Here is a 23,047-nt window from a genome sequence, read left to right on the forward strand (position 1 = left end):
TTTCATGATTGATTTGATACTACTTTTTGATTGGCGTAAAAGTTTCCATTTTGACGGATCTGTCCCGCATCACCAGCGTATCCTTGCTTGTAACACTCATTTCTTTCATTTCAATAGCATAGGATAGATAAAGCGCATCTCTGTCCGCATTTCCCCAGCTATTTTTTTCGCCCCGTTTGACAAACTTTCCTGTTCCCGTAACTGAAATCCCGGAACTGGCGGAGCTAATGCTGCAATTGTTTTCGTCATCAAAGGTTAAGTTTAGATTGACATTGATGTCTACATCATCTGCTCCCTTAAAAGCGAGGGGCAAGATCGACCTCTTAAGTGCCGCTGTCGTGAGGTTTTTGACTTCATCCTTTTCGACATAAGCCTGGTGCCTGACTACATTTTTAGTCAAGTTGCTGTTAGCACCTTTGCCAACGATCTGATCGGTGCCGCGACGAAGGTAATTGCCATGCCAAGGATTGATATATTTGAGGGCATAGAAGGTAAAATCTTTTGGCACGGCATCCCAGTCGGATGCAATTGCCCTATTGGCGGTCTGTAAGGAAGTTTTACCGGATAGTATGGAATCGGCATTGACAATCTTTGTCATCCTTAATGGTAAGACGTAATATGTTTCCAGCGACTTGGGATCGGCAAAAAAAGCATCGGTCAGCTGCACCTCCACGCCGCCCGTAAGACTACCACTCGGAATGTTGATCTGGTTGCCTGCGAGCTGATAGTAATCGGTCGGCAATGGCGTGATCGGCTGCCCATTAGGGTAGCTGAGTCCATTTGTAAGGCTATTGTCAACAACAAAATCGATACGGATGTCTTTTCCGTTGTTGTACACACCGCCAGTGGTTGCCATGACTTTTACCTTATGTTGGTTGTCGAGACTGTTGTCAAAGATATCTTCGCCCAGAGTCACTGTTCTGACGGGTGTCTGATAGGCGAAGTATACTGATTGAAATTCGAAGTCCGGGAACTCCCAGTCGTTATTTTTGCAGGACGCCAGGCTTACTAAAGCCATCGCGTACAGGAAATTGATCTTTTTCATCGTGTGTATTTTAAATTTAATTCCAGCCTATATTTTGTGCAAGATTGCTGTATTTGAGTACCTCACTGTAGGGGATTGGACCGTAATTCATATAAGTTTCATAAAGCCTATTTTCTACAGGAATTTCTGTATAATTGTTATTGGTGATACTTATTCCTGTGGCGGCAACATTAATATCCATTTTCCAGCGGCGCAGATCCCAAAACCGAAATCCTTCGAAGCAAAGCTCAAGTCGGCGTTCGTTTCGGATCAGCTGCCGCATTTCATCTTTATTATTTTTTACCTGCTCCAGGTAAGGATCTCCATTGTTAGTGCCTACACCTGCACGTCTGCGAATAGCTTTGATGATATCATAGGCCGAGAACGTAAAGGTCCCCATACCCGTAGGTCCCCAGGCTTCATTAGCCGCTTCGGCATAAGCCAGATACATTTCGGTCATCCGTATACGAGCATTGAAATGCATCTGTTGGGTAGAAGATGATGGATTTAAATTCACATCCTGGCGTAAGAGCTTTTTTAAATAATAGCCTGTTCGTGTAGATGTTTCGACTTTGTTCAAGCCGTCATTTGTCGGACTATTGGCTGTTGTATTGATTGCTGTAGTGCTGACACCCGCCGTCGCACCATTGACAATGATATAGGCCTTCAACCGGGGATCCCGTTTATCGTAGGGGTTGGCTTTATTGTAGGTCGAATTGGCATCTGCAATGGGATAACCATTTTCCATGGGGAAGGCATCCACCAGGTTTTGCGTTGGGTTGAGCCGGCCTCTGCCAAACAACGTAGGGGGAAAGTGATCCTGTTCCATGCTGTTGCTATTTCCCTTATCGGTACGCCATAGAATCTCCGCAGGATTAGATCCGGAGGTTAAGCCATCGACTACATCCTTGATGTACCAAGTAAACCCTTTAGGATCGATTCCAGTTGGGCCACCTTTTGCCTGGATGACCTGACCGGCATAGGTAGCGGCTTGCTCCCAGGTCGTTTTACTGCCCTCACTATAGGCCGGACTTGCTGCTAATAGCGCTGCTCTTGCACGAATAGCCTGCGCGATACGTTTGGTCATCCGTAACTTGAAAGTGGAGCCAAATACACGATTATAGTCATTGAAATTGATTGAACCTGCATATTTAGCTGGAACTTGGCTATCGTTACTGATATTTTCATAATCCATCGGCAATAAATCCTCCGCTTTTTTAATATCATCGTACAACTGTTGCATACAGGCTTCAAATGAAGCCCGAGGTTGATTGAAATCTGAATTGACGGTCTCGGGAGTCAAATGAATTGGTACACCCAGTATTTCTCCTGTGCTTGACTTACCGGCATGCGCCTGTAGGAGATGGAACATAAACAGCGCACGAAGGCCATAGGCTTCACCCTTCATCCGGTCGTTGAACAGGATGCTGACTTTTGGTTCCATGGCCCATTCGACCTGATCCGTTAAGGACAGAAAGTTGTTTAGATACTGTATGGCTGCATAACTGTTGCGCCATTGATCGAAGGGGTTGTTTATGCTTGTCCACTGTCCAGTTGCCGATTTTAGATAACTATTGTTCTTATCGTTGCTCACCGCATTGTCGGTCGCGACGTCATCAAAGCTGTAGCTATTGCTGGGAATCCGGTTGTAACCGTTCAGAAGCAGTCCCTGTGCATATAAAGGACGGCTATTCGCTGTCTCGAGTTCGAGATTATTCTCTATCGCTGGCTCAAACATATCTTCACAGGAAGAAAACAGTAGGCTGGCTAGGATAGCTATGGTTAATATTCTTTTCATAATTGTCTCCTTAAATATTCATGATTAAAATAGGGCCTTGAGACCGACGTTGAAAAATCGTGTCTGTGGTGCTTGCCCAATATTTAGCAGCATTATTTCTTTTTCCTTTGCGATGGTCAATAAGTTAGCTCCATTGGCATAAATCCCCAGTTCATGAATAAATTTCGAATTGAGCATGCGTTTGGGGAAATCGTAGGATAGCTGCACTTTAGACAGGTTGATTCGATCGGTCTTATAAAGCCAAAAGTCTGAACTTCGAAAGTTGTTATCACTATTGAAAGTCGTGAGGCGAGGATAGGTCGCAGTTTCCTTGGTCGATTCTGTCCAGCGGTCACGTACTACCACTGAATATTTGTCCTCCGCATCTACCCAAAAGTACGAGCTGTTTTTCATGGCTTGGGCACCGAACTGTCCAGTTGCAGCAGCAAATAGTGTGAAATTGTTCCATTTTACCGTTAGATTGAGGCCCAGTGTAAGTGGCGCACCGGCCCATCCGCCTTTGCCCAAATAGACTTCGTCGCGCGTATCAATGGTGCCGTCCCCATTTTGGTCTTTATACTTGATATCACCGGGTTTTACTTCACCAAATGAAGACAAGGCTGAATTGTCAATATCGGATTGGCTCCTATAAAAACCATCATGCTGTAAACCCCATATCGCATCCAGCGGTTTTCCTGCCCTATTTTGATAGGCAAACTGATAGAGTTCGTCCCGTTGTACTGCCTTGGTTGAATAATACATCCCATTGAAGCCTAGCGATACAAAAGTTTTGTCGATCTGTTTGTTCAAGTTAATGCCAAAATCAACACCTTTTCGCTCGTCACTGCTATAATTGATATAGGGAAGATCCGAGTAAACAGGCCAGCCTGTCATAAAGTACATCGGATATTGTGTTGTCGCTTGTACCAAACCGCCAGTCATACGATTGAAAAAGTAGGAGGTATTGAAGGTGATCAGGTTGTTGTATAACCCGCCTTCAAGGTTGATGTTGAATTCCTTGCGTTTTGGGAATTTCATATTTGGATTGTCGCCCCTGCGCCGATCAAAAGAGTGTACTAATGCGCCATCCGCCCAACTATACCAGGCCCCATTGTTGTAGGTATAATAGCCTTGATACAGGAAATAATCGCTAATGTCCAAGTCGGTATTCAAGATACCTGCTGAAGCAGATAATCTGAGGTCGTTGACAACTTTGCTGTTTGCCATAAAATTTTCTTTTGAAAGACGCCAGGCAACAGCCAATGTAGGGGAGAGGGCCTGTCTGTTTCCTTTCGGTAATTTCGCAGAATGGCTATAAGCGCTGCTAAAGTCAACATAATATTTACCCAAATAATTATAGCCTAACTGAAGCCCCAAATTGGCATTACTGGTTTTGTGATAGCTGCCAGATGCTCCAATTTGGTAAGCATTGGCCAAGAGAATTGCTGACAGGTGATGCTTATTATCATATATGCGGTTAAAGTTTAAGGATCCATTAAAACCAATGGTTTGTCGATAGTTACTACCGCTAATATTTTGTACACCAGATATACGGTCATCGCCATATTTTGTTAAGTTGCTAATTAGATCATTGCCGTTATAGTTGTTCCAAGAAGCCTGATAGACCGCATAATTGTTGTTATAGGATTGACTGTAATTGGAAAGGTAATCTACTGCGAGGTTGGTCTTGAAAACCAGGCCTTCAAGGATATTTTTCAAATCAAAATTTAAACCTGTATTAAATTGAAACTGCCGGTTGAGAAGACGCGTGGTACCACCGACGTAAACATTCGCAAAGGCATTGGTCTGGTCCAGCTGACTTCCCCCCAGCAGGTATTTGCCATCAATGAGAAAACTACTGTTATTGACATAGATCATCGAGTTGGTATCACCGTCTTCAATCATGTCAATCGGAATAAGCGGAGAGAAGCGATGGGGACGCATCGTAGCGGCAGCCCCCCAATAATCAGCGTTAACGCCCTTGGAAATATAAAAACTGGCTGCTGCATCTACATTTAATGAGATGAGGTCGCTGACTTTGACGTCGATGTTGCCACGCATATTAAATCTATTGGCACCACCATTTTTCTTCGCCTGTCCAAAGTTGAGCATAGATCCTTCGGACCAAAAACCAAAGTTGGTATAATATTGTGCCCGCTGATTTCCTCCTGAGATTTCGGCCGTGGCATCGTAGCGATTATAATGGTCTTTGATATAGTCCGAAGAATAGTAATCGACATTTGGGTATCGGAAAGGATTTGTTCCGGCTGCATGCTGGTAGATGGTTTCGGCGCTGTAGAGTGCCGAGAGACCGTCATTTTGCCGGGCCTCGTTGTATAGCGTCATATATTCGGCAGAGCCTAGGTATTCTGGATAACTGATTGCCGTATTGATACCGCTATTGGCCCTGATTTTTATCTGCTGACCGCCAGCCTCTCCGCGTTTGGTGTTAATACTGATGACACCTTTTGCCGCCCGACTCCCATAGAGTGCGATGGCATTGACTCCTTTCAGTACACTGATTTGATCGATCTCGGTCGGCATAACGTTATTGGCGTCGCGCGGAAAACCATCCACTAAGACCAGGTAGCCACTCATCCCCCAGATATTACCGTTATAACCGGGAATAAAGGCATCGAGATTTTCCAAACTGAAGGTGTTGTAGCTCTTGTCGAGCAATTGCGGGATGTTGATGGATTGGACATTGCCCATGAGATCTTTTTTCTGAACTTTCTGGAAAGCAACTTGTACAAGTGTGGCACTATCTGTGCCGATACTGTCCTGAAGACTGCCAACCGATAATATTGGGGTTATATTTTTATATTGTCCAATGGTTGGATGAAAGGATTCTTTGGCTATACTTTCAGCAATAGCCATCCAGCTCAATCCAAGACATAGTGCTATTCTTAATTTTTTGTACTTCATTTTTTTGAATGATTAAATGAAAAACTTGTTACCAACCTGGGTTCTGATAGAACTCGTGATACATGTTGACATCTCTGACTTTTAGGGGCAACCAATAGTGCTTGCTTGTAAATTTGCGTTCCAAGAGCATATTTTCTTTGAGATTGACAACACGGTTTTTGGAAGGATCTATCGTGTTAAATGTTCCGCTCCGGTCAAATGAAACTGATTTTTTTTGCGTATATGGAGCCTCAGTTAATAAAAGCCAACGCCGTAAATCGTTAAAACGGTGCCCTTCGAAGGCAAGTTCCACAGCACGTTCGCGACGTAGCTCGGGGAGCAGGGATGCTGCGGAGCTGAGAAATTTGCTGTCTACATGGCCCACACCGGCGCGGTCGCGTACGATATTGATGGCATCGACAGCTGTTTTACCGTAATTGTCGGCTTTGCCCGTGGCCGAATTGGAAGCCATCATGGCGGACTCGGCATACATCAGATAGACATCAGCAAGGCGCATGTAAGGGACGTAAATATGAAGATTGGTTCCGTAACTATAGGCTTGATCATATTTATTGGATGTTAAAGGGATAAATTTGCGTAAGACGTAGCCCGTCTGACTTCCTGTACGAATATCCCGATAGCTTCCGCCTGTGAATAGATTAGCGTAGCGGTTTTTTTCTTCTGATGCCGACATATTTCCCTGAATCACTTTTGTGCCATCAAAAATAATATCCTTGTAAAAACGTGGATCACGATCTTTCCAGGGATATTCGGCATTGTATCCCGACTCCGCATCGGACTGGGTAATGTCCTTGATCGGCAGGCCGTTTTTCATGCCATAGTAATCTACATAATTCGCTGTTGGGTTAAACTTGAGGTCGCCATCACCAACTTCCAGGGGAATATATTGCTTGCTTGTTCCCCAGTTAGATACCCATGCATCAATATAAGGCCCTCTAAAAATAGCTTCTGTGCTACCAGGCATGGCCCAGTTTTGTCCCGTTGTGTAAAAATTTAAATGGATATTGGCCATGGGAACAAGGGCATAGTTCGTCTGTCCACTCTCGACAAGGGATAGCAATTCGCCAAAAGCTTGAGCCGCTTTTTTGCAATAATCAGCATGATAGGTTTTACTCCCCGTGGATTGTAAATTCATCAACGGACTTCCAGCCCAAAGGTAGTTTTTGCCAAGATAGGCTAGCGCCATGATTTTATTGATGCGCAACTGGTTTTTCCCCAGTGTACGCTTCCCAGCGGTCGTATTGTCCCAGTCGATTGGTAGCAAGTTGGCTGCTTCCCTAAAATCAGCGGCCGCTAAATCAGCGCAAGCCTGATAGCTCAGTCTTGGTAACCGAAGCTTTTCGTCGCTAGGCAGTACATAATTAATATAAGGCATACCACCAAAATATTCCATCAGTCGGTGGTGAAACCAACCCCGGAAAAATAATAATTGGCCCTTTATCAGGTCCTTTTCTTCCTGTGTTGCTTCGGTCAGTTTGTCGATATTCTCTAAGCCAAGGCTTATTTTCCGCAGACCAAACCAGGAGGCGCTCCAAAGATCACGAAAGGCACGGTTGGCAAATACGTCATTGTTGTTGGTGGTGAAATCTCCTTGATCCATCCAGCCCGCACCCCAGCCGTCCGATTCTCGTTGCCAACCCCAGAAATTACCTTGGTCTATTTTGTTTACGAAATGAAAATTGTTCGCTGTGGAGGTTATTTCATCCTCACCCCAGTTCCAGGAATTAGTCCAGTAGTTGTTGCTGAAATTGACCACGCAGTTGTACAGCTCTTCGGTATACCCTTGGAAATTAACAAAGTTTTTAAATGCTTCTTTGGGTGATATATTGGATTGCTCCTCTTTGTCGAGATATTTATTGCATGACAGTAGGGATGTAGACGACCAGACCATGCTAGTTATTAAGATTACCTTGAAATACTTTTTCATCTGTCTAAATTGCTTTAAAATGTAATGTTTGCACCTAGATTAAATCGCTTTACCGTAGGATAAGCTCCTTGGGAAGCCCAACCTGTGCCCGCATAATTGGATTCTCGGTCATCGGGCATTTTGGACCAGAAAACCAAGTTGTTGCCATTTAAGAAAAGGCGAAGATTTTGAAGACCCAGGCGTTTGATCATGCTGGATTCGCGATTAAAATTGTAGGCAATTTCAGCGGTTTTCAATCGGATGTATGAACCATCAAACATATATCTGTTACCAGAGGCATAACTACTTGATTGAGATAGCCAACGTGGTAGTGGTACATCGGCATTGCTGTTGTCTTTTGACCAATACGAACCTTCTTCATAGGCCAAGTTAAGCTGACCTGAAAAGCTATTAAACACAACTTGGCGGGTGACATTATTGACCGCATACCACTGGGTCATGACACTGAAATTTTTCCAGTCGAATCCAATCGTACAATTGTATGTGTTTTGTGGAACAGAGGGAAAGGCATAAGGAATATTGTCCTTGGTATCGATAATACCATCACCGTTATAATCCAGTATATGATAATTGCCGGGCAGCTTAGCAAGGTCATTGCTTTCATGCATGGTGCTGCCATAAAGTTCATCCCAAGTATTGTAATATCCGGAGCTAACATATGAATAGGTCTGATTCACCTGTTTTTTGTCTGGTTTCTGATATTCGGGCAACAATTCAGGAGCATCGGCATTGATGACTTTATCTTTGGCATGGGTAAAATTGATATCTGCCCATATTCTCCAATTGGTATTGAGTTGCTTATTGAACTTCAGTTCGACCTCATAACCTTTATTTTCTACCTCTCCGAGGTTGGCCGTTGGGGCCTCTACGCCAAAATATGATGGAATAGATCTTCCACCGCCGGTAATAAGCACATTCGTCCTATGATCCTTAAAGAAGTCTACCTTTCCAGAAATCTGTCCGTTGAATAGGCCAAAATCCACACCGAAATTTAACTTTTTAACTTTTTCCCAGCGGATATTTGGGTTTCCAAGCACATTTTCTTTATACCAGACGTATGGGCTGGTATTTCCATCGGAGTAGGAAAACCGCCCATCAACACCCATCCCTGAAGTACCTCCGTAGGCCCATTGTGTTAAATAAAGAAATTGCCCGCCACCGCTATCGTCGCCAATATCACCGTAGGAAGCACGTAGTTTTAACATATTGACAAGTGAAAGAGGTTTCATAAAACTTTCTTCCGAAACTAACCAGCCAATACCTCCTGAATTAAAAAAGGCAAATCTGTTTTCGGGTGCGAATTTCTCTGACCCCGTATAGGCACCGTTATATTCGAGCATATACTTATTCTTGTAATTATACGTTGTACGGAATACCCAGTCTTCCCGATAGGAGGGGATTGTGCTACCTCTTCCATATTGATTGCGGTTGACCAATCCCATCGCCGAAATATTATGGTCTTTGGCAATAGTAGTTGCATAATTTAATTGCAATTGATAAAATAATCTCCTGTACGTGAGTGCGTTGTTTACTGTTCCAGCTTCTGTCGTCCAATCAATGCCTTCGGCAAAATCGAATCTATTGGTTCCATCGAAAGGAATTTGGTAGGTTGGAAGTCCTGTTTTGGGGTCTATCCACTTGCTTTGGGTGTTATTGTTGGCGTCATTGATACCACGTCTGCCTTCAACAAATGTATTATCCAGCGAGATTGTCCCGCGCAGATTAAGACCTTTTGTCAAAAATTTGAGGTCTTGCTCGAGTGTAAAATCTGTTGTAATGCGGCTCGTGGTAATGTACTCGGTTCCACTGATGGCCAGTACACGGGCCGAGTTTATTCCAGCATTTGGGTTTGGTGCATTGAACCCCCAGGTGCCATCTGAATAACGTGGATAGATAACATCCGGTGCTACGGTGTAGGCTGCAATCCAATAGGAATAATCGTTGCCACCACCAAATGGGCTTTTTCGGACACCACGTGAACCCGCGAGATTTGTTGAGAATTTGGTTGTTGGCGTAAGTTGGAAATCCAAATTCGAACGCACATTGAGACGATTAAACCCGTAACCGGCTTTATAGCCTCTGGCGTTTTCAAACTGACGAAATAGATCTCCTTCATACAGATAATCTGCATTGGCAAAGTATTTGACAAATGGTGTTCCGCCGGCAATATTGATACTGCTGTTTTGTGAAAATGCTTGGCTTCTAAAGAGTTCTTTTGCCCAGTCGGTATTAACATAACGCTCACGTTCGGTTTGGTCGGCCGGGAAACGGTATTTATTGATAATATCTTGTGGCGAATAATCAGCCCAACTTGCGGGGTTTATACCCAACTCATACTCAATCACTCTATTGCGAAGCATGAGAGCGTCGTAGGAATCCATTTTACCTGGGAGCTGTGAAACGGTCTTAACGACATTATTAACAGTACCACGTATCAACATGTGGCCTTCTTTACCACGTTTGGTGGTGATGAGAATAACACCATTGGCTCCTCTCACACCATATACAGCTGTTGCTGATGCATCTTTGAGCACCGATATGGTTTCAATGGAACTGATATCGACCGCCGATAGTGGTCTCTCGACCCCATCGACCATGACTAATGGATCCGTATTATTCCATGTACTACGACCCCGGATGACAATACGAGGGTCTTCTTCTCCGGGCATGCCCGTACTGGCTGTCGTGATTACCCCAGGAACATTGCCTGTTAAGGCTGCGCCCACACTGGAGACGCCACCTGCACGCTCCAGAATTTTTCCTGAAGTCTGGGCAATCGCACCTACGACAGTCTCTTTTTTCTGACGGCCGTACCCTACAACGATGGTTTCTTCTATTTCAATAGATTTGTCGGTTAATTGGACTTCTATCGTAATTTTCTGAGCAACATCAACCTCGACCTGATTATAGCCTAGTTTGGAAATGGTCAGTAAACTTTTATCTTCAGGTACTTGAAGGGTGAAACTTCCGTTTTCATCACTGGCCGTAGCCAAAGATGTACCCTTTATTTTGATCGAAGCACCGCTTATTCGCTTGTGGTTGCTATCAACGACGCTGCCTTTTATTTGCCTTTTGGCCTGAGCATGTAGCGTTGACTGTCCAAAACAGATTAGGAACAGCAGTAAGGTGAATGGCCTAGCTATACCCCATAGCTTTTTCCAATGCCTTACTAATGTGATTGGAAATGTAATCATCATAGCATTTGTGGATTAATAAATAGGTTTAAGAATTCTTGGTTAAATTTTCTTTAATTGGCTAGATACGATTGTACCTGTATTCCCTTTGTTCATTTTGGTTAAATGAATCGCCAGTCATGGATCATCTAGTGTTGTCATGTTTTGCAATAATAATTGGTTAAATTTTTGATCGTAAAAACATCGCAACCGGTTGCACGATTAAGATGTAGTTCCTCCACGAATGGAGATGCCTTTCAAAGCAGTTTATAATTGTAAACCAAAACTAGCCAATGCGTGGCTGTAATGATAGCAAGAATGTTTAAATGAAGGATAAGAATGTCAAATACCGCCGAATATAGGGTATAAATTATGTCGATATTGGTTTGGTCAGGATTAATTTAATAAATTAGTTGGCTGTTCACAGTGCTGTTTTAAATAGCGAAGATTACACCTGAATATATGATACGGATTTCACTGATATTAACCTGGACGATGTTGACGTTTTTTTCTTACGGGCAAAATGAGCCTGTCACGTTCCAACGTTACTCCTCGAAAGATGGGCTTTCCTCCAATACGATTTATAGCATTTATCGAGATAGCTACGGCTTTCTTTGGCTGGGAACGGAAGATGGACTTAATCGATTTGATGGCCGCCATTACAATGTCTATCGTTATGATGCCAACCAAGAGAATAGTTTGATGGCAAATCATATTTCGGCACTTTGCGAAGATAAAAAGGGGCGGATATGGATTGGCACAAATGGGGGAGGACTAAGCTACTACGACCGGGAAACTGACCGTATTCGTTCATATAATCTTACTCCGGATGGCAAATGGCTCAGTACAGCAATTAATGCAATTGATAAAGATGCTGATGGAAATATTTGGATCGCTTCCTATGGCGCGCTAGATATTCTCGATGTCAACGATCTGCACAAAAAAACAGACCCCAAATATAGACATATCATTGAGACTTTTGCCGGTAAAGTGACGAGTTGCGTATTTCGCGACAGGCAAAACAACATGTGGGTTTCTTCGGAGAAGAACGTTTTTCGAATTTCAAATGACTTAAAGACAATAAAACGTTTTGAAGTGCTGTCCGAACAGGAGGGCTATGGAAATGGAATAGAAGTGACTTCTATCGTAGAGGATGATAAAGGCCGGATCTGGATAGGTTCAATGCTTGGACTTAAATACCTCAATAGCGGTGAGGCATATTTCAATAAGTTTATAGCAAGGCAGGGTAAAGGAAACCTGAGTAGTCCGCGAATTTATTCTTTATGCTTTAACCATCAGCAATGTCTATGGGTTGGAACCGATAATGGACTCGATGTGCTCAACACCGGGGATTTAACCATTCGGACTTTTAAACCCGATCCAAGTAATGTACATAGCTTGTCACATAAGTCTATACGATCTATTTTTGCAGATAACAGTGGTATTTACTGGATCGGTACTTTTCAAGGTGGGCTGAATAAGTACGACACGAATTTAAGTCAATTTAGGTTAAAAAGTTTGGACTTCTTAGAAGGAATGACAGGTGATCCTGCCATAGTAACTTCTTTTGCTGCTTATCAAAATAAGATTTTTCTGGGCGTTGATGGTGGTGGTGTCTGGCAATACGATAAGGAGGCAGATAAATTGTCTTCGGTTAACTTATCTACCAACCTGCCTTCGGATCTAACCGTTTTGGCCTTGGAGAGAAAGGCTGAGCAACTTTGGATTGGCACTTATCAGCAAGGGTTACTTTGTTATGATCTCCTTACGGGAAATTTAAAAAGATATGTTGCGGGAAATAAGGAGGACAATTTAAATAACAACGATATATTTTGTTTAAAAACTGATTTTCAAGGAAATATTTGGGTAGGAACCAATGGTGGTGGTATTAATATTATCCAAAAAGGGACTGGTATTGTAAAGAAATATAGACGGAATGAGGCGGGAGTAGATGGGATCCAGCTGCCAGGAAATTTTATACGGGCTCTAGAAGAGGATCACACAAAGACGATGTGGATAGGTACTTATGGTTCGGGGCTCGTCAGGTATAATCCCCGGACGAAAGGTACTATGGTTTTTGATAAAGCAAACAATAAACTACCTAGCAATTATATACTGGCCATTCATAGTGATAAAAATGGAAATTTATGGGTTGGAACCAATGGCAATGGAGTAGGAATTCTTCGAAAAGGAACAAAACAATTTGAGACCCTTTCTGAGAAAGATGGTCTGGCTAATGGTGCCATACAAAGTATTGTGGAGGACGATAAAGGACGGATCTGGTTTTCAACCAATAAGGGGTTGAGCTGCTATTCTCCATCGGAAGACAAATTTAAGAACTATTCGACAGCGGTAGGATTACAGGAGGGGGCTTTTATGCTAGGCGCATCTCTAAAAACTGGCGATGGGGAAATATATTTTGGAGGACAGAAAGGTTTCAATCATTTTAATCCGGCACACCTAAAAACAAATGGTAATCCTGCTAAAGTAGTTCTGACCGACCTAAAAATTGACAATGTTATCATTCAACCGGCAGAGAAAGGACCGATACAGCAGTCCTTGTTGACAGCGGATCGTATTCATTTAAAGTATAAACAAAATTTCTCAATTTCTTTTGCAGCATTAAATCTTACGGTGCCAGAAGATAACCAATATGAGTATCGGCTTGTCGGTTTTGATAAAGACTGGATTAGGAACGGAAAAGAGAATAGTGCTTATTATACAAATTTAGATCCCGGAGATTACACCTTTCAGGTACGTGCGAGTAATAATGATGGAATTTGGGACAAGGAAATCAAATCTATTATCATACGTGTTGCTCCTCCATTTTGGCGAACGATCTATGCTTATATATTTTACGTCATTGCAGTTGCTGGAGGATTGTTCTGGATCAGACATCGCGGGATCCAAAAGTTAAAACAAAAATTTGCACTGGAGCAGGAACGTATCCAAGCTAAGCAGTTTATCGAGCAACAAAAAAGGGATGCGGAAACGAAGCATCAATTGGATGCGATGAAAATCCGGTTCTTAACAAATTTAAGCCATGAATTCCGTACGCCAATTTCATTGATTATGGGACCTATTGATACCTTAGTAGCAAAAAATAAAGATAGTAAATTGGGAGATCAGTTGAATTTAATCAGGCGCAACGCACGAAGGCTGTTAAATTTGGTCAACCAATTGCTTGACTTTAGGAAGATGGAATACCATGAATTGAAGTTGCAGGATGAAGATGGCGAATTGGTTTCATTTGTGAAGGAAGTCTATCGGTCATTTCAGGATATGGCCTTGCAAAAGGGGATCGACTATTCTTTTTTACCTTGCCAGGAAAAATTATATTGCCGTTTCGACCGTAATAAAATCGAGCGTATTCTATTTAATCTAATCTATAATGCCTTTAAATTCACAAAAAAAGATGGGGATATAGCGGTGAGTATAACATCCGTCAGCATGATGGACAAGAAGCTACATGTGCGCTTTGAAGTAAGGGATACGGGAGTTGGAATTCCCGAACAATTGCAAAAATCCATATTCGAAAGCTTTTTCCAATACGACAACGATGGTAAGGTTGCTAGCCAAGGTTCTGGCATCGGATTGTCGATTGCACAGTCATTTGTTGAGATGTATAATGGCGAGATTTCAGTCGCTAGCCAACCGGAAAGGGGCAGTGTTTTTAAATTTGATCTGTGGTTGGATCCGGCGGAATCAGATCATGATATGTTGCCTGAACAGGAAATAATAACTTCCGATCAATCGTTGGAGCCTAGGCAGACCCCACTTGTCCTTATTATAGAAGACGACGAAGATTTTAGGTATTATCTTAAGGAATCCTTAAAAGAATACTATCAGACCATCGAGGCAACTAATGGAAAAGATGGTTGGCAAAAGGCACTTTTTCATCATCCCGATCTTGTCGTGAGCGATGTACAGATGCCATACCTCAATGGTATGGAATTTTCACAGAAGCTTGCGCAGGATAAACGGACCAAGCACATCCCCGTCGTATTACTGACCGCTTCCCAAGTGGATAATGGACTTGTTTGCGGATTGGAATCTGGTGCTGTGGGCTACCTGACCAAACCTTTTGATATGCATGTATTGGTAGCAAAAATCAATAGTTTACTTCATTTGAATCAGGCGTTTAAGGAAGTTTATAGCAAGCAGGTATCTATCGTAGCTCCTGAATTGACCGTTGTATCCGAAAAGGACAAATTTTTACAGAAAGTGTTGAACTATGTGCACGATAATATTGATAACCCACAATTATCGGTCGAAGCATTAAGTGCGCATACCTCGATGAGTAGAGCTTCTTTGTACAATAAATTGCTGGAACTTACAGGAATGTCACCTGTAGATTTCATCCGGTCTGTCAAATTGGAAAAGGCTGCTAGCTTATTGGAAAAAAGTGATAAGTCTATCTCTGAGATAGCCTACGAAACGGGGTTCGCAAATCCAAATTATTTTACAAAGGTATTCAAAGCAAAATATCAGATGACACCTAGTGAATATATTCAGGCCCAAAAAAGTATTTCAGTGTAGTGCGGGCTATAATAAGTGTTGTTTAAAAAGGTAGTTTTAGCTACTATTTTTCGGAAGGGTGATCTGTTTTATACATTTTTACCCTTCTTTTTTTTATTTGTTGCAATGCTGTCCTATTGAAAATTATAGTTTTGCCTTATAACCAATCGCTGGGGATCCGGCGAGTACTAAACTAATCAAAAAAAAATATGAAGTTTTTTATCGATACAGCAAATCTCAGTGAGATTCGTTTGGCTCAAAATTTAGGCGTATTGGATGGTGTAACCACCAATCCTTCATTGATGGCCAAAGAGGGAGTCACAGGAACGGAAAATATTAATGCGCATTACAAAGCAATCTGTGCGATTGTCGATGGAGATGTGAGTGCGGAAGTAATTTCAACCGATTATAGCTCCATGATTGAGGAGGGTTTACTATTGACGGGCTTAGATAGCAAAATTGTTGTTAAGGTACCGATGACTGAGGATGGTATTAAAGCAATCAAATATTTTAGTACACATCAGATTAAAACGAATTGTACCTTGGTCTTTTCTGCTGGACAGGCACTTTTGGCCGCGAAGGCTGGCGCGACTTATGTATCGCCTTTTGTCGGAAGGCTTGATGACATATCTGTTGATGGATTGGCGCTGATTCGTGAAATACGCACGATCTATGATAATTATGCTTTTCCAACGCAGATTTTGGCCGCTTCAGTACGTCATAGTGCCCACATCTTAGGTTGTGCCAAAATCGGAGCAGATGTAATAACTGCGCCACTACAGTCCATATTTTCTTTATTGAAACATCCGCTGACCGAAAGTGGGCTTGCTCAATTTTTAGCTGATCATAAACGCGTTGCTGCACAAAGTAATAATTGAGATGGTAATGATTAAAAAAAGTATACACAATTTAGAGGCTATTGTTCAACAGGTTCGAAGAGATATCGTCCGTATGGTTCATGCATGTCAATCTGGACATCCCGGTGGGTCATTGGGCTGTACAGAATTGCTGGTCTGCTTATATTTCGAATTGATGCAGCGAAAGGAACAATTTGACCCCAATGGCGTTGGAGAGGATCTATTTTTTCTTTCCAACGGACATATATCGCCCGTGTTTTACAGTGTGCTGGCGCGCGCTGGGTATTTTCCCATAGGTGAGCTCGCAACATTTAGAAAGCTCAATTCACGCTTGCAGGGGCATCCAACAACCCATGAAGGATTGCCGGGCATACGTGTTGCATCGGGCTCACTAGGGCAAGGTCTTTCGGTAGCGATCGGTGCTGCTCAAGCAAAAAAGTTAAATAAAGACAATCGGTTGGTATATGTGCTTATGGGAGATGGCGAGCTGCAAGAGGGGCAAATCTGGGAAGCGGCCATGTACGCGGCTCATAATAAAATGGACAATCTGATTGCTATTGTGGATTATAATGGAGCTCAGATCGATGGCGCCACCAACGATGTACTTTCATTAGGCGATTTACCGGGGAAATGGATGGCATTTGGTTGGAAGGTCATAGAGGTTAGACGCGGAAACGATATCGGTTCCGTTATCGCTGGTCTGAGAAAGGCTCAGGATTCTACCGCAAAACGAGTTCCCGTGATGGTATTGTTGCACACCGAAATGGGGAATGGTGTCGACTTTATGATGGGGTCGCACAAATGGCATGGTGTAGCCCCAAATGACGAGCAATTGACATCCGCGTTAAATCAGAATGCAGAAACTTTGGGAGACTATATTGCCTAAGAAATCATAAAATTTCCAAATTGATTAACATGAAAAAATATACATATACAGAATCGAAAGATACACGTTCTGGTTTTGGTGCTGGGTTAGTAGAAGCGGCAAAACAAGATGAAAATGTGGTTGCTCTCTGTGCAGATCTGATCGGTTCACTCAAGATGAATGAATTTATCAAAGCTTTTCCGGATCGTTTTTTTCAGATTGGTATTGCCGAAGCAAATATGATGGGGATTGCCGCTGGGCTGACCATTGGCGGTAAGATACCTTTTACAGGAACATTTGCTAATTTTTCGACGGGAAGGGTCTACGATCAGATTCGCCAATCTATCGCTTATTCGGATAAAAATGTAAAGATCGCGGCTTCCCACGCTGGCCTTACTTTGGGTGAAGATGGTGCGACTCATCAGATCTTAGAAGATATCGGCTTGATGAAAATGCTTCCGGGGATGACAGTTATCAACCCCTGTGACTATAATCAGACCAAAGCGGCAACAATTGCGGTAGCCAGACATAAAGGGCCTGTTTATCTGCGTTTTGGACGTCCCGTTGTTCCTGTTTTTACACCTGTTGATCAAGATTTTGTTATTGGAAAGGCAGTTATGCTCAATCCTGGGACTGCGGTTACCATCCTTGCGACAGGACATTTAGTTTGGGAGGCAATCCAAGCAGGTGAGGAATTGGAGGGGCTGGGAGTTGATGCTGAAATCATCAATATACATACCATCAAGCCTCTTGATGAGGAAGCTATACTGGGATCGATCGCAAAAACGGGTTGCGTAGTGACAGCCGAAGAACATAACCGTATTGGTGGGCTTGGCGACAGTGTCGCGCAGCTATTGACCAAACAAATGCCTGTACCTCAAGAATACGTTGCCGTGAACGATAGTTTTGGTGAATCGGGAACACCGAGTGAACTCATGCACAAATATGGGTTAAATGCCGATGCTATTGTGGCCGCTGTACTTCGAGTACTAAAAAGAAAACAAATCAAATTGTAAAACAAAGGGGGCGATCCATATTTTGACTACTAATCAACCAATTGTAAAATGAGAAAGATTATTTGCACAGCATTATGTGTTATGTCGTTCAACCTCTTGTTGCGCGCACAAGAGGCTGCACCAAAGGGATTTGACGTTGAAAGGAAACTGGTATCGACTGGAAAGATAGATTCTATTATTTATCCGTCAAAAACGGTAGGGGTATCCAGAAAAGCGCTGATATATACACCGCCAGGGTATAATCCTAACAAGAAATATCCTGTTCTGTACCTATTACATGGAATCGGAGGTGATGAACGCGAATGGGTGAGGCATGGAAATCCACAGAATATTTTTGACAACCTATATGCCGAAGGAAAAATGAAACCCATGCTGGTGGTTATGCCCAATGGTCGTGCCATGAAAGATGACCGCGCCGGAGGGGATGTTATGGCGCCGGATCGGGTAGCTGCTTTCTCGACTTTCGAAAAAGATCTGCTGGACGACCTGATTCCCTTTATTGAAAAACAATTTCCAGTTGTCGGAGACCGCGAGCATCGCGCAATTTTTGGACTATCCATGGGTGGCGGTCAAGCATTGAATTTTGGACTTGGGCATATGGATACATTTGCTTGGGTGGGTGGATTTTCTTCTGCCCCCAATACCAAGATGCCGCAGGAATTATTACCCTTTCCAAAGGAAGCTAAAAACAAGCTAAAATTGTTGTGGATTTCCTGTGGTGATCAAGACGGCCTGCTCAATATTAGCAAAAGAACACATGAATATCTTTTAGATCACGAAGTGCCCCATATCTACTATTTGGAACCAGGATGGCATGATTTCAATGTGTGGAGAAATGATCTTTATAATATTTCCCAATTGCTATTTAAGGAGAAGAAGTAGGGAAGTAAATAATCTTTAAACAATATCAAAATAGATAATGGAAAATGCCATTGTGAAGTGTGTAAGTGTATTGTTGACCATTTTATTGATGAATACGACAGTATTGTTTGCTCAAAAGAGATCCGAGCTGATCATGTGGTATGACCAGCCTGCAGATTCCATGATCTGGGAACAGGCTTTGCCACTCGGAAATGGAAGAATGGGAGCCATGATTTATGGAATTCCAGCCCACGAGAAAATACAGCTCAACGAAGAGACGATATGGGCTGGAGGGCCTTATCGCAATGATAATAAGAAGAGTGGAGCTGCTTTAAAAACAATTCAGAACGATATTTTCGCTGGTAGATTAGCTGCGGCTGATGAACTTGCAAACGAAACTTTTTTCACAAAAACACATGGCATGCCTTATCAAACTGCGGGAAACATCTTACTGAGATTTCCGGGCCATGAACAATATCAGGACTATTATCGTGCTCTTGATCTTGAGCGTGCTATCTCCTTAACGCAATATACCGTAAATGGAATTACTTTCACGCGCGAAATTTTTGCCTCCTTTGCCGATGATGTGATTGTAATGCAAATCACATCGAGTAAAAAAGGGGGGATAAACTGTGAATTGAGCTATGAAAATGAGTCGCGACATCGCGTTTTCAAAAGTGCACGCTCATTAGCCCTGGAGGGAAAGGGAAGTGACCATGAGGGGATCTCGGGACAAATTGTCTATCAAACGCACACAGCCGTTCAAAATACAGATGGGGTAGTCGATATTTCAGATACTAAAATTGAGGTGAAGGGAGCTAGTAGAATTCGGATATATGTATCAATTGCGACCAATTTTAAACATTATAATCTTTTGGGGGCTGATCCTTTTGCCAGAGCTGCTGATCGGTTGCAAAGTGCAATGTCCCATAGTTATGAACTTGCATTGAAACATCATAAAGAGATCTATGCAAGGCAGTTTCAGCGCTTCAAGCTACAACTGGGTGAAGAGAGGTATGCAGAGAGCCAGCCGGTACCGACCCGTATAGCTAACTTTACACAAACACAAGACCCTAAACTTGTGGCTCTGCTGGTTCAATCCGGACGTTATTTGCTGATTTGTTCGTCACAACCCGGGGGACAGCCCGCCAACCTACAAGGAATATGGAATAGGTCTAGATCACCGGCGTGGGACAGTAAATATACCATCAATATAAATACCGAGATGAACTATTGGCCTGCGGATGTGACCAACCTCTCGCATACGCTGCAACCTCTATTTGAGATGATCAAGGAGCTTAGTGAAAGCGGAAAAGAGACTGCTCAAACGATGTACAATGCCCGAGGTTGGGTTGCTCATCACAATACGGATATATGGCGCGTAACGAGCCCAATTGATTTCGCAGCGGCTGGAATGTGGCCCAGTGGTGGATTATGGCTATCTCAGCATCTTTGGGAACATTACCTGTTTAGCGGAGACAAAGTATTTTTAAAGCAAGTTTATCCCATTATGAAAGGGGCCAGTGAGTTTCTACTTTCGGCACTTATACGACATCCGGGGTATCCCGACAAAGACTGGTGGGTACTTTGCCCTTCTATATCTCCGGAACAGGGGCCTTTGTCTGCAGGTGTGACAATGGACAATCAGCTCTGTTTTGACATGTTGACCCGTACGGCTAAGGCGGCAGAAATCCTGGGTGTAGACAGCCATTTCAGAGATAGTCTGTTGGTAACGTTAAAACGTATTCCACCCATGCAAATCGGCAAATATAGCCAATTGCAGGAGTGGCTAGAGGACCTGGATGATCCCCAGAATCAGCATAGGCACGTGTCGCATTTATATGGCTTATTTCCCAGTAATCAGATTTCGCCTGTTCGTACCCCCGAATTGTTTGAAGCAGCGCGCAACTCATTAATGTACCGCGGTGATTTTGCAACGGGGTGGTCTATTGGTTGGAAAATCAATTTATGGGCACGGCTATTGGATGGAAATCACGCCTACGAAATCATAAAAAAGATGTTGACAATATCTGATCAAAATCATCCTGATGGAAGAACCTATCCGAATATGTTTACTGCTCATCCTCCCTTCCAGATCGACGGCAATTTTGGATTGACAGCAGGTGTAGCGGAAATGTTGGTTCAAAGTCATGACGGTGCTATACATCTGTTACCGGCTATTCCAGATCGCTGGAAACAAGGCACGGTAAAGGGGATTAAGGCACGAGGTGGTTTTGAAATTGAACTCTATTGGGAAAATGGACATATAAAAAAGGTAATTGTGTCTTCATCACTTGGTGGAAACTTGCGATTAAGAACAGCATCAGCACTGCGAGGAAAGGGTTTGCAAAAGGTTAATAAAGTACAGCCTAACCCTTTGTTAGTTCCAGCAACAACGCCCGCAGCCATGATTTCGCCGGACGCAAATTTGAAAGGAAACAAGTTGCAGAGCTATTATGAATATGACGTGCCCACTGCGCCTGGAGGAAAGTATACTTTTATTGGTCTATGGAATTAACCCTATTATTTAACCTGATCAACAACTTAACAATGAAAATTATCTTGCTTGCTCTATCTTTTTTTGCCCTGTTTACAATCGCTTCAGCGCAACAGGCGAAAAACCCGATCATTTTTGCCGATGTACCTGATATGTCGATGATACGTGTTGGCGATACCTATTACATGAGTAGTACAACCATGCATATGAATCCCGGACTTCCGATTATGAAATCCAAAGATCTAGTTAATTGGACATTGGTAAATTATGCGTATAACATTTTGGGAGATACCGAGGAACTAAATCTGTCGCAGCATAAAAATGCATATGGACATGGCTCGTGGGCAAGCAGCTTGCGTTTCCATGATGGTAAATACTATGTCAGTACATTTTCCGCAAATACGGGAAAAACGCATATCTACACAACAAGAGATATAGAAAATGGTCCATGGGAAGCAAAAGAATTTATGCCAATGCTGCACGATCACAGCTTATTCTTTGAGCATGGAAAGACCTATATATTGTGGGGCGGGGGGCGTTTGCATATGGCCGAATTGGCACCAGATTTTTCAGGTATAAAACCCGGGACGGAGCGGATACTTATCCAAGATGCTTCTTTGCCAAGCTTGCCGAAAAACGGAAAAATGGGCTTGCCTGCCGAAGGTTCACAAATGTTCAAGATAAATGGTATGTATTATCTTTTTAATATTTCTTGGCCAGCAGGGGGAATGCGTACGGTTATCGTGCATCGTGCTGCCCGACTTGAAGGACCTTACGAAGGCAGGGTAGTCCTACAGGATCAGGGGGTAGCACAAGGTGGCTTGATTGATATGCCGAACGGGCAGTGGTATGCTTATCTTTTCCAAGATCATGGCGCAGTTGGTCGAATTCCATTTTTAGTGCCTGTCGACTGGGAAAACGGATGGCCTGTACTAGGTGTTCAGGGGAAAGTACCAGTTGAATTAAACCTTTCAGCTAATCAGTCTCTTATACCGGGTATTGTCAATTCAGATGATTTTAACAGAAAAAAAGGCCAGTCAGACTTGCCTTTGGTATGGCAATGGAATCATAATCCGGATCCTAAACTATGGTCGGTAATTGAGCGCAAGGGCTTCTTGCGATTGAAGACCGGGGAACTTACTGATGATTTTTTACGAGCCAAAAACACGTTGACGCAACGAACTATTGGACCTTTATGCAGTGGTTCCATTGCTATGGATATATCACAGATGAAAGATGGTGATTTCGCTGGCTTGTCCCTGTTGCAGAAGAACTATGGTCTTCTGGGGGTCCTTATGGAAGGAAACAACAAATCACTGATAATGGTCAATGCTACGACAGGAATTCCGGAAGAAGTAGCCAAGATTAGCTTGCAGGAGCAACGTATATTTCTGAAAGCGAGCTGTGATTTTACCAATAAAAGAGACATTGCCGAGTTCTTTTACAGTACGGATGGACAGCATTGGACGGCCATAGGCAGTCCATTGAAAATGAACTATACGATACCTCATTTTATGGGGTATAGGTTTGGAATTTTTAACTATGCCAGTAAGGCAGCTGGTGGCTATGTTGATATTGATTATTTTCAAATTACGCCAAATTAAAAC

12 protein-coding genes are annotated in these 23,047 nt (G+C 42.9%); 7 read left to right on the top strand and 5 right to left on the bottom strand.

Annotated elements, in window-relative coordinates:
• Nucleotides 1-19 precede the first annotated feature (19 nt).
• Genes B4G94_RS08900 through B4G94_RS08920 form a run of 5 tightly spaced genes read right to left on the bottom strand, consistent with a single transcriptional unit; the run spans nucleotide 20 to nucleotide 10,850 of the window.
• Complete coding sequence (locus B4G94_RS08900) at nucleotides 20-1,045, bottom strand: DUF5627 domain-containing protein (protein ID WP_286858357.1); 1,026 nt, start codon at nucleotides 1,043-1,045, stop codon at nucleotides 20-22.
• A 16-nt stretch (nucleotides 1,046-1,061) separates the two neighbouring features.
• Complete coding sequence (locus tag B4G94_RS08905; RefSeq protein WP_286858359.1) at nucleotides 1,062-2,822, bottom strand: RagB/SusD family nutrient uptake outer membrane protein; 1,761 nt, start codon at nucleotides 2,820-2,822, stop codon at nucleotides 1,062-1,064.
• A gap of 24 nt (nucleotides 2,823-2,846) precedes the next feature.
• Nucleotides 2,847-5,726 carry a SusC/RagA family TonB-linked outer membrane protein gene (locus B4G94_RS08910; RefSeq protein WP_286858361.1) on the bottom strand — a complete coding sequence of 960 codons (2,880 nt, stop codon included), beginning with the start codon at nucleotides 5,724-5,726 and terminating at the stop codon, nucleotides 2,847-2,849.
• A gap of 28 nt (nucleotides 5,727-5,754) precedes the next feature.
• Nucleotides 5,755-7,653 (bottom strand): RagB/SusD family nutrient uptake outer membrane protein, encoded by a 1,899-nt coding sequence (locus B4G94_RS08915; protein WP_286858363.1) that lies wholly within the window; start codon nucleotides 7,651-7,653, stop codon nucleotides 5,755-5,757.
• 14 nt (nucleotides 7,654-7,667) lie between these two features.
• Nucleotides 7,668-10,850, bottom strand: a complete 3,183-nt coding sequence (locus B4G94_RS08920) for a SusC/RagA family TonB-linked outer membrane protein (RefSeq protein ID WP_286858364.1) — start codon at nucleotides 10,848-10,850, stop codon at nucleotides 7,668-7,670.
• A 438-nt stretch (nucleotides 10,851-11,288) separates the two neighbouring features.
• On the opposite strand from B4G94_RS08920, the gene B4G94_RS08925 reads away from it, so the two are divergent.
• The 7 genes from B4G94_RS08925 to B4G94_RS08955 all read left to right on the top strand — a co-directional run bounded on the left by B4G94_RS08925 (nucleotide 11,289) and on the right by B4G94_RS08955 (nucleotide 23,044).
• The gene (locus tag B4G94_RS08925) at nucleotides 11,289-15,365 is read left to right on the top strand and encodes a hybrid sensor histidine kinase/response regulator transcription factor (RefSeq protein WP_286858365.1); all 4,077 of its coding nucleotides are present in this window, start codon (nucleotides 11,289-11,291) and stop codon (nucleotides 15,363-15,365) included.
• Between the two features lie 188 nt (nucleotides 15,366-15,553).
• On the top strand, nucleotides 15,554-16,222 hold the full coding sequence (fsa, locus tag B4G94_RS08930) for a fructose-6-phosphate aldolase (RefSeq protein WP_108633883.1): 669 nt from the start codon (nucleotides 15,554-15,556) through the stop codon (nucleotides 16,220-16,222).
• Between the two features lie 7 nt (nucleotides 16,223-16,229).
• Nucleotides 16,230-17,087 carry a transketolase gene (locus tag B4G94_RS08935; protein WP_349681861.1) on the top strand — a complete coding sequence of 286 codons (858 nt, stop codon included), beginning with the start codon at nucleotides 16,230-16,232 and terminating at the stop codon, nucleotides 17,085-17,087.
• A gap of 29 nt (nucleotides 17,088-17,116) precedes the next feature.
• On the top strand, nucleotides 17,117-18,082 hold the full coding sequence (locus tag B4G94_RS08940) for a transketolase family protein (RefSeq protein ID WP_286858366.1): 966 nt from the start codon (nucleotides 17,117-17,119) through the stop codon (nucleotides 18,080-18,082).
• A 48-nt stretch (nucleotides 18,083-18,130) separates the two neighbouring features.
• Entirely contained in the window at nucleotides 18,131-18,964 is an 834-nt protein-coding gene (locus tag B4G94_RS08945) for an alpha/beta hydrolase (protein WP_286858368.1), read from the top strand.
• 88 nt (nucleotides 18,965-19,052) lie between these two features.
• On the top strand, nucleotides 19,053-21,461 hold the full coding sequence (locus B4G94_RS08950) for a glycoside hydrolase family 95 protein (protein WP_286858369.1): 2,409 nt from the start codon (nucleotides 19,053-19,055) through the stop codon (nucleotides 21,459-21,461).
• The gene (locus B4G94_RS08955; RefSeq protein ID WP_286858371.1) at nucleotides 21,452-23,044 is read left to right on the top strand and encodes a glycoside hydrolase 43 family protein; all 1,593 of its coding nucleotides are present in this window, start codon (nucleotides 21,452-21,454) and stop codon (nucleotides 23,042-23,044) included. Before B4G94_RS08950 ends, B4G94_RS08955 begins: the two co-directional genes overlap by 10 nt.
• Nucleotides 23,045-23,047: the final 3 nt, after the last annotated feature.

This window comes from Sphingobacterium sp. UBA7625 (assembly GCF_002484085.1).
GTDB lineage: Bacteria > Bacteroidota > Bacteroidia > Sphingobacteriales > Sphingobacteriaceae > Sphingobacterium > Sphingobacterium athyrii.

Bases quoted from the DNA above. Each gene is read 5' to 3' on its own strand.
- B4G94_RS08900 (WP_286858357.1), bottom strand. From the start codon at position 1,045: ATGAAAAAGATCAATTTCCTGTACGCGATGGCTTTAGTAAGCCTGGCG.
- B4G94_RS08905 (WP_286858359.1), bottom strand. From the start codon at position 2,822: ATGAAAAGAATATTAACCATAGCTATCCTAGCCAGCCTACTGTTTTCT.
- B4G94_RS08910 (WP_286858361.1), bottom strand. From the start codon at position 5,726: ATGAAGTACAAAAAATTAAGAATAGCACTATGTCTTGGATTGAGCTGG.
- B4G94_RS08915 (WP_286858363.1), bottom strand. From the start codon at position 7,653: ATGAAAAAGTATTTCAAGGTAATCTTAATAACTAGCATGGTCTGGTCG.
- B4G94_RS08920 (WP_286858364.1), bottom strand. From the start codon at position 10,850: ATGATGATTACATTTCCAATCACATTAGTAAGGCATTGGAAAAAGCTA.
- B4G94_RS08925 (WP_286858365.1), top strand. From the start codon at position 11,289: ATGATACGGATTTCACTGATATTAACCTGGACGATGTTGACGTTTTTT.
- fsa (WP_108633883.1), top strand. From the start codon at position 15,554: ATGAAGTTTTTTATCGATACAGCAAATCTCAGTGAGATTCGTTTGGCT.
- B4G94_RS08935 (WP_349681861.1), top strand. From the start codon at position 16,230: ATGATTAAAAAAAGTATACACAATTTAGAGGCTATTGTTCAACAGGTT.
- B4G94_RS08940 (WP_286858366.1), top strand. From the start codon at position 17,117: ATGAAAAAATATACATATACAGAATCGAAAGATACACGTTCTGGTTTT.
- B4G94_RS08945 (WP_286858368.1), top strand. From the start codon at position 18,131: ATGAGAAAGATTATTTGCACAGCATTATGTGTTATGTCGTTCAACCTC.
- B4G94_RS08950 (WP_286858369.1), top strand. From the start codon at position 19,053: ATGAATACGACAGTATTGTTTGCTCAAAAGAGATCCGAGCTGATCATG.
- B4G94_RS08955 (WP_286858371.1), top strand. From the start codon at position 21,452: ATGGAATTAACCCTATTATTTAACCTGATCAACAACTTAACAATGAAA.